The sequence below is a fragment of the Georgenia sp. AZ-5 genome, assembly GCF_043952095.1.
Taxonomy (GTDB): domain Bacteria; phylum Actinomycetota; class Actinomycetes; order Actinomycetales; family Actinomycetaceae; genus Georgenia.
Genome location: NZ_JBINOU010000001.1, coordinates 1,656,633 through 1,670,693, shown reverse-complemented (window position 1 = coordinate 1,670,693; position 14,061 = coordinate 1,656,633). Strand labels below are relative to the sequence as shown.

Sequence of the window (14,061 nt, the reverse complement as noted above, 5' to 3'; positions counted from 1 at the left end):
ACCGCTCAGACCTCGAGCAGCTCGCGCTCCTTGTGCTCCAGGACGGTGTCGATCGTCTCGACGTGCCGCTTGGTCAGCCCCTCGAGCTCCTTCTCGGCGCGGTCGACCTCGTCCTCGCCGGCGTCGCCGTCCTTCTTGATGCGGTCCAGCTCCTCCTTGGCCTTGCGGCGCACGGCCCGGACCGCGATGCGGGCGTCCTCGCCCTTGGTGCGGGCGAGCTTGACGTACTCCTTGCGCCGCTCCTCGGTCAGGGCGGGCAGGACCACGCGGATGACGTTGCCGTCGTCGGTGGGGTTGACGCCGAGGTCCGACTCGCGCAGCGCCTTGATGATGGCCGGGGTCGCCGAGCGGTCGTAGGGCTGGAGGAGGACGGTGCGCGCCTCGGGGATGGTCAGGGAGGCGAGCTGCTGCAGCGGCGTGGGCGCGCCGTAGTAGTCCACGGGGATGGGGTTGAACATGCCGGCGTTGGCGCGTCCGGTGCGGATGTGGCTGAGCTCCTCGCGGGCCCGCTCCACCGCCTTGTCCATCTTCTCCTCGGCCTCGAGCAGGGCGTCGTCGATCACGGCGTCACTCCTTCGTTGTGTGCTGGCTCGTGGTCACGAGCGTTCCGATCCTCTCACCTCGCAGGGCGCGGGTGACGTTGCCGGGCTCCTGCATGCCGAACACGCGCATCGTCAGGCCGTTGTCCATGCACAGGCTGAAGGCGGCGGCGTCGACGACCTTCAGGCCCTGCTGGATGGCCTCGGCGTAGGTGATGTGGTCCAGCTTGGTGGCGGTGGGGTCGGTCCTGGGGTCGGCGGTGTAGACGCCGTCGACGCCGTTCTTGCCGACGAGCACCTCCGCGCAGTGCGTCTCCAGCGCGCGCTGGGCGGAGACGGTGTCGGTGGAGAAGAACGGCATCCCGGCGCCGGCGCCGAAGATCACGACGCGTCCCTTCTCCAGGTGCCGGATGGCACGCAGCGGGATGTACGGCTCCGCGACCTGTCCCATCGCGATGGCGGTCTGCACGCGGGTGCGGACCCCCGCCTGCTCGAGGAAGTCCTGCAGGGCCAGGGCGTTCATCACGGTGCCCAGCATGCCCATGTAGTCGGCCCTCGAGCGGTCGATGCCCCGCTGGGACAGCTCCGCGCCGCGGAAGAAGTTCCCGCCGCCGACGACGATGGCGACCTGGACGCCGTCGGCCGCGGCCGCGGCGATCTGGCGGGCGACGTCGGAGACGACGTCGGGGTCGAGGCCGACCCGGCCTCCCCCGAACACCTCGCCGGAGAGCTTGAGGAGAACGCGGCGGGCCGGTGCGGCGCTGCCGCTGGTCTGCTCGGACAAGTCAGGACCTCCTGCGAGGGCGGGCGTGCTGTCGGTGGTGCGGTGCTGCGGTGACGCCGCGAAGCCTTGGCCGCCCCGCGGCGCGCGCACGGCCTGGGGTCGTGCGCCGGTGGCCCCGGCCCTCGCGAGGGCCGGGGCCACCGGGATGGTGCGTCAGGCGCCGACGCGGAAGCGGACGAAGCCGAGGACGGTGCCGCCGGCCTCCTCCACGACCTTGCCGACCGACTTCTTCGGGTCCTTGGCGAACGCCTGGTCCAGCAGGCAGTTCTCCTTGTAGAAGCCGTTCATGCGGCCCTCGACGATCTTCGGGAGCGCGGCCTCCGGCTTGCCCTCGTTGCGCGAGGTCTCCTCGGCGATGCGGCGCTCGTTCTCCACCACGTCGGCCGGGACGTCGTCCCGGGAGAGGTACCTCGGGGAGAACGCGGCGATGTGCATCGCGACGTCGCGCGCGACCTCGGCGCCCGCGGCGTCCGTGGCCACGAGGACGCCCACCGACGGCGGGAGGTCCCTGGCGGTGCGGTGCAGGTAGACCGAGACCTTCTCGCCGCTGACGCGGGCGACGCGGCGCACGGCGATCTTCTCGCCGATGGTCGCGGCCACGTTGTCGACCTTGGCCTGGACGGTCTGCCCGTCGGCCTCCGCGCCCAGCAGGGTGTCGACGTCCGCCGCCTTGGAGGAGACGGCCGCGGCGAGCACGCTGTTCGCGAAGTCGATGAAGGTCTGGTTCTTCGCGACGAAGTCGGTCTCGGAGTTGACCTCGACCATCACACCGGTCTCGCCGTCGCCGTCGGACGTGACCTCCGCGGCGATGAGACCCTCGGCGACGGTGCGGCCCTCGCGCTTGGCGACGCCCTTCAGGCCCTTGACGCGGATGATCTCCAACGCCTTGTCCTGGTCGCCCTGGGCCTCGTCAAGAGCCTTCTTGACGTCCAGCATGCCCGCGCCGGTCTTCTCGCGCAGAGCCTTGATGTCGGCGGCGGTGTAGTTCGCCATGTGGTGATCCTCTCCAGATCTTCCGGTGGGTCTCAGGCCTGCTCTTCGGCGGACTTGGCGTCCTCGGCGGCGACGGAGTTGTCGGCGACCTGGGTGGTGTCCGGGCCCGCGACGTCGGGGCCGCCGGCCTCGCCCTCGGCCTCGGCGGCCTCGGCGACCTGCTGGGCGTCGTGCAGCGCACCGGCGGTCTGCTGCGCGGCGGCGAGCTCGTCGTCCTTGGCCTCGGCGGCGACCACGGAGGTCTTGGTGCTCGTGTCGGCCTCGTGGGCCTCGAGGAGCTCGCGCTCCCACTCGGCCAGGGGCTCCTCGGCCGGGGTGGCGCCGGCGCCGCCGCCGTGGCGGGCCACGAGGCCCTCGGCGACCGCGTCCGCGATCACGCGGGTCAGCAGCGAGACGGCGCGGATGGCGTCGTCGTTGCCCGGGATCGGGTAGTCGACCTCGTCCGGGTCGCAGTTGGTGTCGAGGATGGCGACGACCGGGATGTTGAGCTTGCGGGCCTCGGCGACGGCGAGGTGCTCCTTCTTGGTGTCCACGATCCACACGGCGGACGGGACCTTCGCCATGTCGCGGATGCCGCCGAGGGTGCGGGCGAGCTTGTCCCGCTCGCGGCGCTGCATGAGCAGCTCCTTCTTGGTGAAGGCGGAGGAGGCGACGTCGTCGAAGTCGACCTGCTCGAGCTCCTTGAGGCGCTGCAGGCGCTTGTGCACGGTGCCGAAGTTGGTGAGCATGCCGCCCAGCCACCGCTCGTTCACGTACGGCATGCCCACGCGCTGTGCCTGCTCGGCGATGGCCTCCTGGGCCTGCTTCTTCGTGCCGACGAACAGGATGTTGCCGCCGTGGGCGACCGTCTCCTTGACGAACTCGAAGGCGCGGTCGATGTCCTTCAGCGACTGCTGCAGGTCGATGATGTAGATGCCGTTGCGCTCGGTGAAGATGAAGCGCTTCATCTTCGGGTTCCAACGGCGGGTCTGGTGCCCGAAGTGCACGCCGCTCTCGAGGAGCTGGCGCATGGTGACGACGGCCATGGCACGTCCTTATCTGTGCGGTCACCCGCACGCGAGGGGCCTGCGAGCGCGCGGCGCCCGTAGCCCGGTTTCCGGTTGTCCGTCCGCGGCCGGGTGGCCGAGGACCCTGGTGCCCGCGGTGAGGGAGCACCCGCCCGGGGGCGGGACCGCTGCTCCCTCGCCTCGCCGGACCGGAGGCCGCGGGGGCTCGGTGGTGCGGCGACGTGCGGGCACGCGATGTCAGCCGACCGAGGCCGGCTGCGGTGAATATGGTAGCCGATCGTCTGGGGCCCCGGCCCGCGGGCGGGTGGGAGGCGCCTCACTACGCACAGCGGCCGCCCTCGGGCACCCGGTCCACAGCCCGCGGCGCGCACGGCGGGGCCGCGGGGCGGCCGGCGGGATGGTGGCCCCATGGCTCTCCTCGGCTCCCGTCTCCCGCTCGTGGCCGGCCTCGCGGCGGCCGGCGCGCTGTCCCTGGGGGTGCTCGCCGCCGCCCCCGGCCCGCTCCCAGGCGGCGGCACCGCCGTCGACGGCGCAGCCGCCGCGGCGGGGCCGGAGGCGTCGGGGGGCGGCGCGGGTGCGGCACCGGCGAACGGGGCGCGCGCCGTGGCGAGCAACGAGGGCGCGGCGGGTGGCACCTCGGGCGCGCGGGCCGGTGAGGTCGCGGCCAGTACGGTGGCCGCGCCCGAGTACTCGTGGCCCACCGGTGCCCCGGCGGAGGTGGTCCGGGCCTTCGACCCGCCGGGGCGACCGTGGGACGCCGGGCACCGCGGCGTGGACGTGGCTCATCCGGTCGGCGCCCCGGTGCTGGCCGCTGCCGGCGGCGTCGTCGTCTTCGCGGGGACGGTGGTGGACCGCCCGGTCGTCTCGGTGCAGCACGAGGACGGCGTGCGCACCACCTACGAGCCGGTCGTCCCCGCCGTCGTGGCCGGCCAGCGGGTGGCGGCCGGGGACGTCCTGGGCCACCTGGGCGCGGGGCACTGCCCGCCGTGGAAGCCGGGCTGCCTGCACTGGGGGGCCCGCACGGGCCGGGACGCGTACCTCGACCCGCTCTCCCTGGTCGGCGCGGAGGTGGTGGTGCGCCTGCTGCCCGACGACGTCGGCCTCCCCTGACCCGGGAATTCCGGGCCGCGGCGGCCCGGTGGCCGCCGCCCGCGGCCGCTGGGACCCGGCGCGCTCGACGACCCGGTCGCGGATCGACGGTCAGGCGCGCGGGTGGGCCTGGTTGTAGGCGGCGAGCAGCCGTTCGGGGGTGACGTGGGTGTAGCGCTGGGTGGTGGCGAGCGAGGCGTGCCCGAGCACCTCCTGCACGGTGCGCAGGTCCGAGCCCCCGGCGAGCAGGTGGGTGGCGGCGGTGTGCCGCAGGCCGTGCGGCGCGAGGTCGTGGACGCCGGCGACGGCGGTGAGCCGGTGCAGCACGCCCCGCAGCGTGCGGGGGTCCACCCGTCCCCCGCGAGCGCCGAGGAACATCGCCCGCCCCGAGGCCGGGCCGGCCAGCGCCGGCCGCCCGCGCGCCAGCCACGTCTCGAGGGCGCCGGCGGCAGGCACGCCCAAGGGCACCACGCGCTCCTTGTCGCCCTTGCCGGTCACCCGGACGGTCCGCTCGCGGAGGTCGACGTCGGGCACGTCGACGCCGACGAGCTCGCTGATGCGCGTGCCGGTGGCGTACAGCAGCTCCAGGGCGGCCCAGTCCCGCAGGTGGACGGGATCGTCGTCGTCCGCCCGCTGCCGCGCCGTCTCCAGCAGCCGGGCGGCGTCGTCCACCGCCAGGACCGCGGGCAGGTGACGGTCCGGTCGAGGGCTGCGCAGCCGCAGGCCGACGTCCTCGGCGAGATGGCCGCCGCGGTAGGCCCAGGTGCAGAACGTGCGCACGGCAGCGGAGCGGCGGGCCAGGGTGGCGCGGGACATCCCACGGCGCTGCTGGTCGGCGAGCCACGCGCGCAGCGTCGCCAGGTCCAGGCCGGCCAGCGCGGGGACATCGTCGGCGGGCTGCCGCCCGGCGAGGTGGTCGAGGAGCTGGGTGACGTCGGCGACGTAGGCGCGCACGGTGTGCACGCTCAGCCCGCGCTGGAGGCTCAGGAAGCGCGAGAAGGCCTCGAGCAGGCTCTCTTCGCTTGCCGCCCGGCCGGCTCCGGCATCGTTCACGTCCTCACCGTACGACGGGCCCCGCGGGAGGGGGCGGCAGCCGTCGCGGCGCGCCGTCGCCAGCCGCTGCCCGACCGCTCCGCCCGGCCCTGGAGCTCCAGCAGTCCCAGGACGGCACGCACCTCGGCGACGGCCAGCCCCGCCGTCCGGGCCACGTTCGCGACGGGCGCCGCGGCGCGGACCGGCAGCGCGTCGAGCACCCGTGCGGCGCGCGGGTCGAGCCCGTCGAGCAGCCCGGTCTGGACGGGCGGGTCCTCGGGCAGGTGCTCACCAGCGGGGCCGACCAGCTCGAGCACCTCGGCCGCGTCCGTGACGCACACGGCGCCCTGCTCGCGCAGCAGCCGGTGGCAGCCGGCCGACGCCATCGAGGTCACCGGCCCGGGCACCGCTCCCACCGGGCGCGAGAGCCCGGCGGCGTGCGCGGCCGTGCTGAGCGCACCGGAGCGCCACGCCGCCTCGACGACCACGGTGGCGGCTCCGAGCGCCGCGATGAGCCGGTTCCTGGCGAGGAAGCGCGACCGGCTCGGGGCGCACCCGGGCGGCACCTCGGCGACGACGGCGCCGGCGGCGAGGACGGCCTCCAGCAGGGCGGTGTTGCCGGCCGGGTACAGCCGGTCGACGCCGCCGGCGAGGACGGCGACGGTGTGCCCGCCGGCGGCGAGGGCGCCGCGGTGGGCGGCCGCGTCGATGCCGTACGCGCCGCCGGAGACCACGCTCACCCCCTCGGCGACCAGCCCGGCGGCCAGCTCGGCCGCGACCCGCTGGCCGTACGCGGTGGCGGCGCGCGAGCCGACGACCGCGACGGCCGCACCCGGGGCGACCGGCGCCGGCGGCGCGGGCGGCGCCCCGCCGGGCGCCGGGGCCGGCGCGCCGACCTGGGCCAGGCCGCCGCGCACCCACAGCGCGAACGGGCGCCGCTCCCCCAGGTCGTCCAGCCTGGCCGGCCACTCCGGGTCGCCGGGCACCACCAGCGCGCCGCCCAGCCGGGCGAGCACGTCGAGCTCGCGGCGGACGTCGAGGTTGTCGAGCCGCGGTGCCCACCGGCCGACCGCCTGCTCCCACGGTCGCGAGCCGCCGGTCGCCGCCCGGCCCTCCCGGACGGTCCGGACGAGCCAGTCCAGCGCGTCCACCGCGCCGACGTGGGCGACCAGCGTGCCGGCGGCCGGGTCGCCCGGCTCCACGATCCGGCTCCACGCGGCCGCGGCCAGGCGCGGGTCCGTGGCGTCGAACGGCAGGTCAGCCATCGGTCCCCCCGTGGGTGCGCAGCGCGAGCGCGACGCCCACGTCGTCGGTGCCGGGGCGCTCGCTCCCGGCGAGGTCGGCCAGCGTCCACGCCAGGCGCAGCACGCGGTCCATGCCGCGCATGCTCAGCGACCCTCGGTCCAGAGCCCGCTCCAGCGTCCCGCGGACCGCCGGCGGCAGCCCGCCGTCGGGCCCGCGGAGCCACGCGCCGGGGACCTCCGCGTTGCTCCGCCACGGGGTGGGCGCCAGCCTCGCCTGCTGCCTGTCGCGCGCCGCGGCCACGCGCGCCGCCACGGCGTCGGTGCCCTCGGCCGCGCCCGCGACCGCCAGCGCCGCCCGCGTGACCGGTGCGACGTCGACCTGGATGTCGATCCGGTCCAGCAGCGGGCCACCGAGCCTGCCGAGGTAACGCCGACGCTCGAGCGGTGTGCAGGTGCAGCTCAGGCCCTTGCCCACCGCCTTGCCGCACGGGCAGGGGTTGGCCGCGAGCACCAGCTGGAACCGGGCGGGGTAGCGCGCCGACCCGGCCGCGCGGTGCAGGACGAGCTCGCCGCTCTCGAGCGGCTCCCGCAGCGTCTGCAGCACCCGCGGCGAGAACTCTGGCGCCTCGTCGAGGAAGAGCACCCCGCGGTGCGCGCGGCTGGCCGCGCCGGGCCGCGGGATCCCCGACCCGCCGCCGATCACCGCGGCCGGGGTGGCCGTGTGGTGGGGGTCCTCGAAGGGCGGCCGCCGCAGCAGGCCGCCTCCCGGGTCGAACGTGCCCGCGACGGAGTGCACCGCGGTGACCTCCACCGCCTCGGCGTCCGACAGGTCCGGGAGCAGCCCCGGCAGCCGGGCGGCGAGCATCGTCTTGCCCGCCCCGGGCGCGCCGAGCAGGTACAGGTGGTGCCCGCCCGCCGCCGCGACCTCGAGCGCGAACCGGGCGTCGTCCTGGCCCAGCACGTCGGCGAGGTCCGGCGGGCGGTCGCTGCCCGGAGGGTCGGGTGCCGGCGACCGGCGGGCCGGGCCGGCCGGCCCCTCGGGCACCTGGGCCCGCCCGCCGTAGGCGCGCACGACCTCGGCGAGGTGCGTGACGCCCCGGACCCGCGCCCCGCGCACCAGGGCCGCCTCCGCGGCGTTGCCGGCGGGCACGACGACGTCCGCGCGCCCCGCGGCGACCGCCGCCGCGACGGCCGGGAGCACGCCGCGGACGGGCCGCACCCGGCCGTCGAGCCCGAGCTCGCCGAGGTGGACGGTGCGGGCCGCGGCGTCGGCGGCGGGCAGGCCGTCCGCGACGAGGACGGCGACGGCGAGGGCGAGGTCCAGCCCGGTGCCGCTCTTGGGCAGCGACGCCGGGGAGAGGTTGACCGTCAGCCGCGCGGCGGGCCACGCCAGCCCCGCGGAGCTGACGGCCGCCCGGACCCGCTCGCGGGCCTCGTTCACCGCGGCGTCGGGCAGCCCCACCAGCGTGAAGGCGGGCAGGCCCGAGCTGCGGTGCGCCTCGACCTCGACCAGGTGGCCCTCCAGCCCGACGAGGCAGACGGTCCAGGTGCGGCCCAGGTGCACTCAGCCCACCCCCCGCAGGTGCTCGACGCGCGCGGCGCCGCCGGCCTGCACGAGCACGGCGACGACGTCGAGCCGCGCGCCGCCCGCCCGCACGTCGTGCTCGCTGAGCCACATCCCCGCCAGCCGGCGCAGGCGCCCGAGCTTCGCGCGGGTGACGGCCTCGGCCGGGTGACCGTAGCGCGCCGACCGCCGCGTCTTGACCTCGACGAACACGACCTCGCCGGTGGCGCGGTCCAGGGCCACGAGGTCGATCTCGCCGTGGCGGCACCGCCAGTTGCGCTCGATGACCTCCAGCCCCCGCTCGGCCAGCGCCCGCGCCGCGACCCGCTCGCCGTACGCCCCGACAGCGTCCTTGGCCCTCACGTGCACCACCCCCGCGCCGAGCCTGGCGTGAGGTGCGCCCGACGCGCGGAGGGCGCGGGGTGGGCTGTGGACGCGGCGTCAGGTCGGTGCGGTGTGGACGCGTCCCGGCCCGACGGGCGGAGCGCCAGTCGCGCGCCCGGGGCTCAGGCGTGGCCCGCCGGCTCGCCCGCTCTGGCGTGAGCGCCCGCGCCGGGCGGCGTCAGGGCAGCTCGAGCTCGCGCTTGGCCAGCTCCTCGATGTTGACGTCCTTGAACGTGACCACGCGCACCGACTTCACGAACCGGGCGGACCGGTACACGTCCCACACCCAGGCGTCGGTGAGGGTCAGCTCGAAGAACACCTCGCCGCCGGTGGAGCGCACCTGGACGTCGACGTTGTTGGCGAGGTAGAACCGCCGCTCCGTCTCCACGACGTAGGAGAACAGGCCCACGACGTCGCGGTACTCGCGGTACAGGTCGAGCTCGAGCTCGGTCTCGTAGTTCTCCAGGTCCTCAGCACTCACCGGATCATCATGCCCTTCGCACCAGCACGTCCGCGGAGGCCTCGCCGGGGCCGTCCTCGGCGGCGTCGGCGAACGCGAGGGTCGGCTCGACGAACCACTGGGCGCCGCCCGGCCGCCCGGCGTCGAGCGCGGGGTCCTCGGCCTCGTCGACGTCCAGGTCCGCCTCGAGGTCGTCGCCGAGGCCCGCCAGCTCCGCGTCCTCGTCCGGGCCCAGCTCGCCCAGCCCGGCGAGGTCGGCCGCGTCGGCGAGGCAGGCCTCCACGCCGTCGTCCAGGCCCGGCAGGCGCCAGGAGCGGCGGTGCAGGGCGCAGGGGCCGTGCTCGCGCAGCGCCTCGATGTGCTCGGGGGCGCTGTAGCCCTTGTTGCCGGCCCACCCGTAGGCGGGCTGCTCGGCCGCGAGGCCGACCATGATGGCGTCCCGCTCGACCTTGGCGAGCACGCTGGCCGCCGCGACGACGGCGCAACTCTGGTCGGCCTTGACCTGCGTGCGCACGGGCGGCATCGGCGGCGGCGGGGCTCCTGTGCCGGGGACGAGCACCTCCGGCGGCTCCGGCGCGAAGAGCTGACCCTGCGCCGGCTCGCTCAACCAGTCGTGCACGCCGTCGAGGATCACCACGCCGGGGACGAGACCGTCCGCGGCGAGCGCGGCCAGGGCGCGGCGCCCGGCGAGGCGGAGCGCCGCGATGATCCCGAGCTCGTCGATCTCCTCCGGGGAGGCGTGCCCCACCGCGCTGCCCGTGCACCAGGCCCGCACCGGCGGGACGAGGTCCTCGCGCGCCCTCGGGGTGAGCAGCTTGGAGTCGGCCAGGCCCTTGGGCATGCGCCGGGAGGTCGACGGCCCCACGACGGCGACACCCACGGTGACGGGACCGGCCAGCGCGCCGCGGCCGACCTCGTCCATGCCCGCCACGAGCGCCGGGGCCCCGAGGTCGGCGGCGAGCCGGGTCTCCAGGACGCGCGAGGGCCGCGGCCGGCGCGCCGGCGCGGGGCGCCGCCCGGTTGCGCTGCGGCGCCGGCTGGCACGCCGCGTCGTGGCCTCCTGGGTCATCGTGCCGGCTCCAGAACCTCCGCAGGCTCCTCGGGGACCTCGGCGAAAGTCTCCTCCGGGGTGTTCAGGATCGTGAAGTGGTCCGCGGGCCACAGCACCACGAAGGCGCGCCCGACGACGCTGTCGATGGGCACCATCCCGCCGCCGGGGTCGCCGAGGTGGGCGCGGGAGTCCTCTGAGTTGGACCGGTTGTCGCCCATGAGCCACACGTGCCCCTCCGGCACGGTGACGGTGAAGGTCGCCTCGCTCGGGGCGGTGCCGTCCTTGAGGTACGGCTCTTCGATCGGCTCGCCGTTGACGGTCAGCCGGCCGTCCTCGGCGCAGCAGGCGACCTGGTCCCCCGGCAGCCCGATGATGCGCTTGATGAGGTGGTGGCCGGCGTCCTGGGGCAGCAGGCCGATGAAGGTGAGCACCTCGGTGACCGTCTGCTGCCACTCCGGACGGGTGTCCTCCGGTAGCTCGCCCAGCCACCCGCCGGGGTCGACGAACACCACGATGTCGCCGCGTTGGAGCTCGAAGGGGCCGGGCACGAGCTTGTTGACCATCACGCGGTCGCCCACGGCGAGGGTGTCCTCCATGGACCCGGAAGGGATCCAGAAGGCCTGTGCCAGGAACGTCTTGATGAGGATCGAGAGCACGAGGGCGGAGACCATCACGGTCAGTCCCTCCCGGAGCCACCCGCCGCGCCGCTGCTTCTTCGCCGGCTGCGGCGGGCCGTCCTCGCCGGCGGCCGGGACCTCGGGCCGCGGCGGCATCGCGCGCGGCGCGCCGGGCGGGAAGCTCGACGGCATCACGTCGTGCGCGAGCGGGTCTGGGCGGGTCTCGGCCCGCTCACGGCGCGGGATCGGTGCGGCGGGGTCGGACGCTCCGGTGCTCAAACCTCACGCTCCCCTCTGTTGCAGGTGCCGGACAGGGCCGGCACCGGACGGTGCGAGGGCCACTGGATGACGATAACTTCCCCGGAGGCGACGCTGCCCGGCACACCGTAGTGTGCCGGGCAGACGGGACGACCGCAGGTCGGTCAGCGCGTCTCGCGCTTCTCCTTGATCTTGGCCTTCTTGCCGCGCAGCTCGCGCAGGTAGTACAGCTTGGCGCGACGCACGTCACCGCGGGTGACGACCTCGATCGAGTCGATGGACGGGGAGTGCACCGGGAAGGTGCGCTCGACGCCCACGCCAAAGCTGACCTTGCGGATCTTGAAGGTCTCGCGCACCCCGGAGCCGGAGCGGGCGATCACGACGCCCTGGAAGACCTGGATGCGGGAGCGGTTGCCCTCCACGACCTTGACGTTCACCTTGAGGGTGTCGCCGGACCGGAAGGCGGGGATGTCGTCGCGCAGCGACGCGTTGTCGACGATGTCCAGGGTCTGCATGGTGTGATCTCTTCCCGCTCGTGCCACAGGTCACGCGCGCAGGTCGGGGCGGGGGGCCGCCACGTCGGTCATGGGGTGCTCGGCGTCCGCGGGCGTCCTCCGGCCCCCTGCGGCAGGTCGGTCGGGCATGCGTCGCGGCGCACGGCCGTCCTAGTCTGCCACAGCGCGCGGGCCCCGGCTAACGTGCGGCGGCGGGCGGTGCTGTGGTCTCGGCCACCCCGCGCAGCGGGCGGACCATCACGACGTCCTCCTCCAGCGCCTTCCCCACCCGGAACCGCCGGGTGCCGGCGACGGTGAAGCCGTGCCGGGCGTAGCTGCGCTGAGCCCGCCTGTTCGCCCGGTTGGTCCCCAGCCACAGCGCGGCGACCGGCTCCCCGGCCACGTCGGCGGACTCCGCGGCGGCGATGGTGGCCTCCAGCAGGGCGCCGGCCACGCCGGTGCCCTGGTAGGCGGGCAGCACGTAGCACTTGCTCAGCTCGGCCGCGGGCCGCTGCCGGACGAGAACGGCGACGTCGTCGGCGTAGGGCGGCTCCGCCGGGTCCAGCGGCAGGACGAGGAGCGTGTAGCCGACCAGGGCGGGCCCGCCCGCGCCGCCCGTCACGGGCTCCGCCACCAGGACCGCGTAGTGGGCGTCGTCGGCGAGGTACGCCGCGAAGTGCTCGACGGACAGGTGGTCGGCGATGAACGCCCGCACGTCCTCGGCCGCCATGTGGGGCGGGCACGCGAGCGGGAACGTCGCCGCGGCCAGGCCCGCCAGGGCCGCGGCGTCGTCGGCGACGGCGCGGCGCACCCGCACGCGGGCGGGCGCCCCGCCGGCGGGCACGTACCAGCCGTGGGCGGCCAGCACCGCCCGGTCGGCGCGGTCGAGCCGGGCGGGGTCGAGGGCGGCGACCATGTCCGGCCGGCGCTCGGCGGTGCGCGCCAGCGCCTGGTCGCGCCGCCAGCGGGCGACCTTGCCGTGGTGGCCGGAGGTGAGGACCTCGGGCACCTCCAGCCCCGCCCACACCGGCGGCTTGGTGTACACGGGGTACTCGAGCAGGCCGGCTGCGCCGTGCGACTCCTCCACGAGCGAGTCGGGGTTGCCGATCACGCCGGGGAGCAGCCGGGCCACGGCCTCGACCACGACGAGGGCGGCCACCTCGCCGCCGTTGAGCACGTAGTCGCCCAGCGAGAGCTCGCGGACCTCCACCGTGCCCGAGCGCCGGTAGTGCTCGGCGACCCGGGCGTCGATGCCCTCGTAGCGTCCGCACGCGAGCACGAGCTGGTCGGCGGAGGCCAGGTCCTCGGCCATGGCCTGGGTGAACCGTTCGCCCGAGGGCGTGGGGATCAGGAGGACGCGTCGCGCGGGGCGGCCGGCGGGCAGCGGCGCGTCGAGGACCTCGTCGAGCGCCAGGCCCCACACGTCGGGTCGCATGACCATGCCGGCGCCGCCCCCGAACGGGGTGTCGTCCACGGTGCGGTGCCGGTCCGCGGTCCACCGCCGCAGGTCGTGCACGTGCAGGTCCAGCAGCCCGTCGCGGCGCGCCTTGCCGACCAGGGAGAGGTCCAGGGCGTCCAGGTAGCCGGGGAAGATCGAGACGACGTCGATGCGCACGTCAGGCCCTGCTGCCCGCGTCGCTTCCGTGGGCGGCGCCGTCGGACGGCTCGCCCGCCTCCTCGTCCTCGTCCGCCGGGTCCGCGGCGAACAGGCCACGGGGCGGGTCGAGCGTGATGGTGCCCGCGTCTGTGTCCACCTCGGGAACGAGGTCGGCGACGAAGGGCACGCGTGCCTCGGCGCCGTCGGGCTCGTTGATCACCAGGACGTCCTGGGCGGGCAGGTGCTCGAGGTCGGCGACGGTGCCGAGCTCCCGGCCGTCGACGTGGACGGCGCGCAGCCCGACGAGCTGGTGCGCGTACCAGCCCTCGTCCGCGTCGCCGCCGTCCTCGTCCTCGTCGGTCTCCACGACGAGCCGCACGCCGCGCAGCGCCTCGGCCGCGTTGCGGTCGCGCGCCTCCTCGAAGACGACGAACGTCGAGTCCCCCGTCTGCCGGGTGCGGACCACGGTCAGCGGGCCCGCGTCGGCCGGCTCCGTCTCGAGCACGTTGCCGACGGCGAGGCGGCGGGCCGGGTCGTCGGTGCGCAGGTCCAGGCGCACCTCGCCCTTGAGTCCGTGGGGCGAGGTGATGATGGCGACGGTGAGCAGCACGCCGGCTCCTTGTGCTCGTGGACGTGAGGGTGACGGGGTTGCCCGGGTGGCAGCAGGCCCGGCCCGCGTGGCGGGCCGGGCCTGTGGGTGCTGAGCTCAGCGGCGGTCGGTGTCCACCACGTCGACCCGCACGGGGCCGGACGTGGAGAGCGCGCCGATCACCGTGCGCAGCGCGCGGGCGGTGCGGCCGGAGCGGCCGATCACGCGGCCGAGGTCGGCCGGGTGGACGCGGACCTCCAGCAGCTCCCCGCGGCGCAGGCTGCGGGCCGAGACCCGCACGTCGTCCGGGTGGTCGACGATGCCGCGCACGAGGTGCTCGAGAGCGTCAGCCAGCACGC

The 14,061-nt window shown here is 75.8% G+C and carries 16 protein-coding genes and 1 pseudogene; 1 reads left to right on the top strand and 16 read right to left on the bottom strand.

What is annotated here, in order from left to right:
* Nucleotides 1-5: 5 nt before the first annotated feature.
* The 4 genes from frr to rpsB form a co-directional block, all read right to left on the bottom strand.
* Nucleotides 6-563 (bottom strand): ribosome recycling factor, encoded by a 558-nt coding sequence (gene frr, locus ACF0H8_RS07975; protein ID WP_395288416.1) that lies wholly within the window; start codon nucleotides 561-563, stop codon nucleotides 6-8.
* A gap of 4 nt (nucleotides 564-567) precedes the next feature.
* Nucleotides 568-1,323: a UMP kinase gene (pyrH, locus tag ACF0H8_RS07970; protein WP_395288415.1), complete on the bottom strand. Its 756-nt coding sequence runs from the start codon at nucleotides 1,321-1,323 to the stop codon at nucleotides 568-570.
* A gap of 153 nt (nucleotides 1,324-1,476) precedes the next feature.
* A complete protein-coding gene (gene tsf, locus ACF0H8_RS07965) occupies nucleotides 1,477-2,316 on the bottom strand; it encodes a translation elongation factor Ts (RefSeq protein WP_395288414.1) in 840 nt (279 codons plus the stop codon).
* 32 nt (nucleotides 2,317-2,348) lie between these two features.
* Entirely contained in the window at nucleotides 2,349-3,341 is a 993-nt protein-coding gene (rpsB, locus tag ACF0H8_RS07960) for a 30S ribosomal protein S2 (protein WP_395288413.1), read from the bottom strand.
* A gap of 390 nt (nucleotides 3,342-3,731) precedes the next feature.
* Here rpsB and ACF0H8_RS07955 point away from each other — a divergent pair, with 390 nt between their 5' ends.
* On the top strand, nucleotides 3,732-4,433 hold the full coding sequence (locus ACF0H8_RS07955; RefSeq protein ID WP_395288412.1) for a M23 family metallopeptidase: 702 nt from the start codon (nucleotides 3,732-3,734) through the stop codon (nucleotides 4,431-4,433).
* Between the two features lie 90 nt (nucleotides 4,434-4,523).
* On the opposite strand, the gene ACF0H8_RS07950 is transcribed toward ACF0H8_RS07955, so the two are convergent.
* The 12 genes and pseudogenes from ACF0H8_RS07950 to ACF0H8_RS07895 form a co-directional block, all read right to left on the bottom strand.
* Nucleotides 4,524-5,465 carry a tyrosine recombinase XerC gene (locus tag ACF0H8_RS07950; RefSeq protein WP_395288411.1) on the bottom strand — a complete coding sequence of 314 codons (942 nt, stop codon included), beginning with the start codon at nucleotides 5,463-5,465 and terminating at the stop codon, nucleotides 4,524-4,526.
* The gene (locus ACF0H8_RS07945; RefSeq protein WP_395288410.1) at nucleotides 5,462-6,709 is read right to left on the bottom strand and encodes a DNA-processing protein DprA; all 1,248 of its coding nucleotides are present in this window, start codon (nucleotides 6,707-6,709) and stop codon (nucleotides 5,462-5,464) included. Before ACF0H8_RS07945 ends, ACF0H8_RS07950 begins: the two co-directional genes overlap by 4 nt.
* A complete protein-coding gene (locus ACF0H8_RS07940; RefSeq protein ID WP_395288409.1) occupies nucleotides 6,702-8,252 on the bottom strand; it encodes a YifB family Mg chelatase-like AAA ATPase in 1,551 nt (516 codons plus the stop codon). The genes ACF0H8_RS07945 and ACF0H8_RS07940 overlap by 8 nt, the downstream gene beginning before the upstream one ends.
* Nucleotides 8,253-8,615 (bottom strand): YraN family protein, encoded by a 363-nt coding sequence (locus ACF0H8_RS07935; RefSeq protein ID WP_395288408.1) that lies wholly within the window; start codon nucleotides 8,613-8,615, stop codon nucleotides 8,253-8,255.
* Between the two features lie 199 nt (nucleotides 8,616-8,814).
* Nucleotides 8,815-9,117 (bottom strand): DUF2469 domain-containing protein, encoded by a 303-nt coding sequence (locus ACF0H8_RS07930; protein WP_152203687.1) that lies wholly within the window; start codon nucleotides 9,115-9,117, stop codon nucleotides 8,815-8,817.
* Between the two features lie 7 nt (nucleotides 9,118-9,124).
* Nucleotides 9,125-10,165: a ribonuclease HII gene (locus ACF0H8_RS07925; protein WP_395288407.1), complete on the bottom strand. Its 1,041-nt coding sequence runs from the start codon at nucleotides 10,163-10,165 to the stop codon at nucleotides 9,125-9,127.
* Nucleotides 10,162-11,043 carry a signal peptidase I gene (gene lepB, locus ACF0H8_RS07920; RefSeq protein ID WP_395288406.1) on the bottom strand — a complete coding sequence of 294 codons (882 nt, stop codon included), beginning with the start codon at nucleotides 11,041-11,043 and terminating at the stop codon, nucleotides 10,162-10,164. The genes ACF0H8_RS07925 and lepB overlap by 4 nt, the downstream gene beginning before the upstream one ends.
* Before the next feature lie 143 nt (nucleotides 11,044-11,186).
* Complete coding sequence (gene rplS / locus ACF0H8_RS07915; RefSeq protein ID WP_395288405.1) at nucleotides 11,187-11,537, bottom strand: 50S ribosomal protein L19; 351 nt, start codon at nucleotides 11,535-11,537, stop codon at nucleotides 11,187-11,189.
* A gap of 178 nt (nucleotides 11,538-11,715) precedes the next feature.
* Entirely contained in the window at nucleotides 11,716-12,246 is a 531-nt protein-coding gene (locus tag ACF0H8_RS07910; protein ID WP_395290837.1) for a GNAT family N-acetyltransferase, read from the bottom strand.
* Between the two features lie 102 nt (nucleotides 12,247-12,348).
* Nucleotides 12,349-13,131, bottom strand: a pseudogene (gene trmD / locus ACF0H8_RS07905) (tRNA (guanosine(37)-N1)-methyltransferase TrmD); the annotation flags it as partial.
* 1 nt (nucleotide 13,132) lies between these two features.
* Nucleotides 13,133-13,723 carry a ribosome maturation factor RimM gene (rimM, locus tag ACF0H8_RS07900; RefSeq protein ID WP_395288404.1) on the bottom strand — a complete coding sequence of 197 codons (591 nt, stop codon included), beginning with the start codon at nucleotides 13,721-13,723 and terminating at the stop codon, nucleotides 13,133-13,135.
* Nucleotides 13,724-13,819: 96 nt separating this feature from the next.
* Complete coding sequence (locus tag ACF0H8_RS07895) at nucleotides 13,820-14,059, bottom strand: RNA-binding protein (protein ID WP_395288403.1); 240 nt, start codon at nucleotides 14,057-14,059, stop codon at nucleotides 13,820-13,822.
* Nucleotides 14,060-14,061 lie beyond the last annotated feature (2 nt).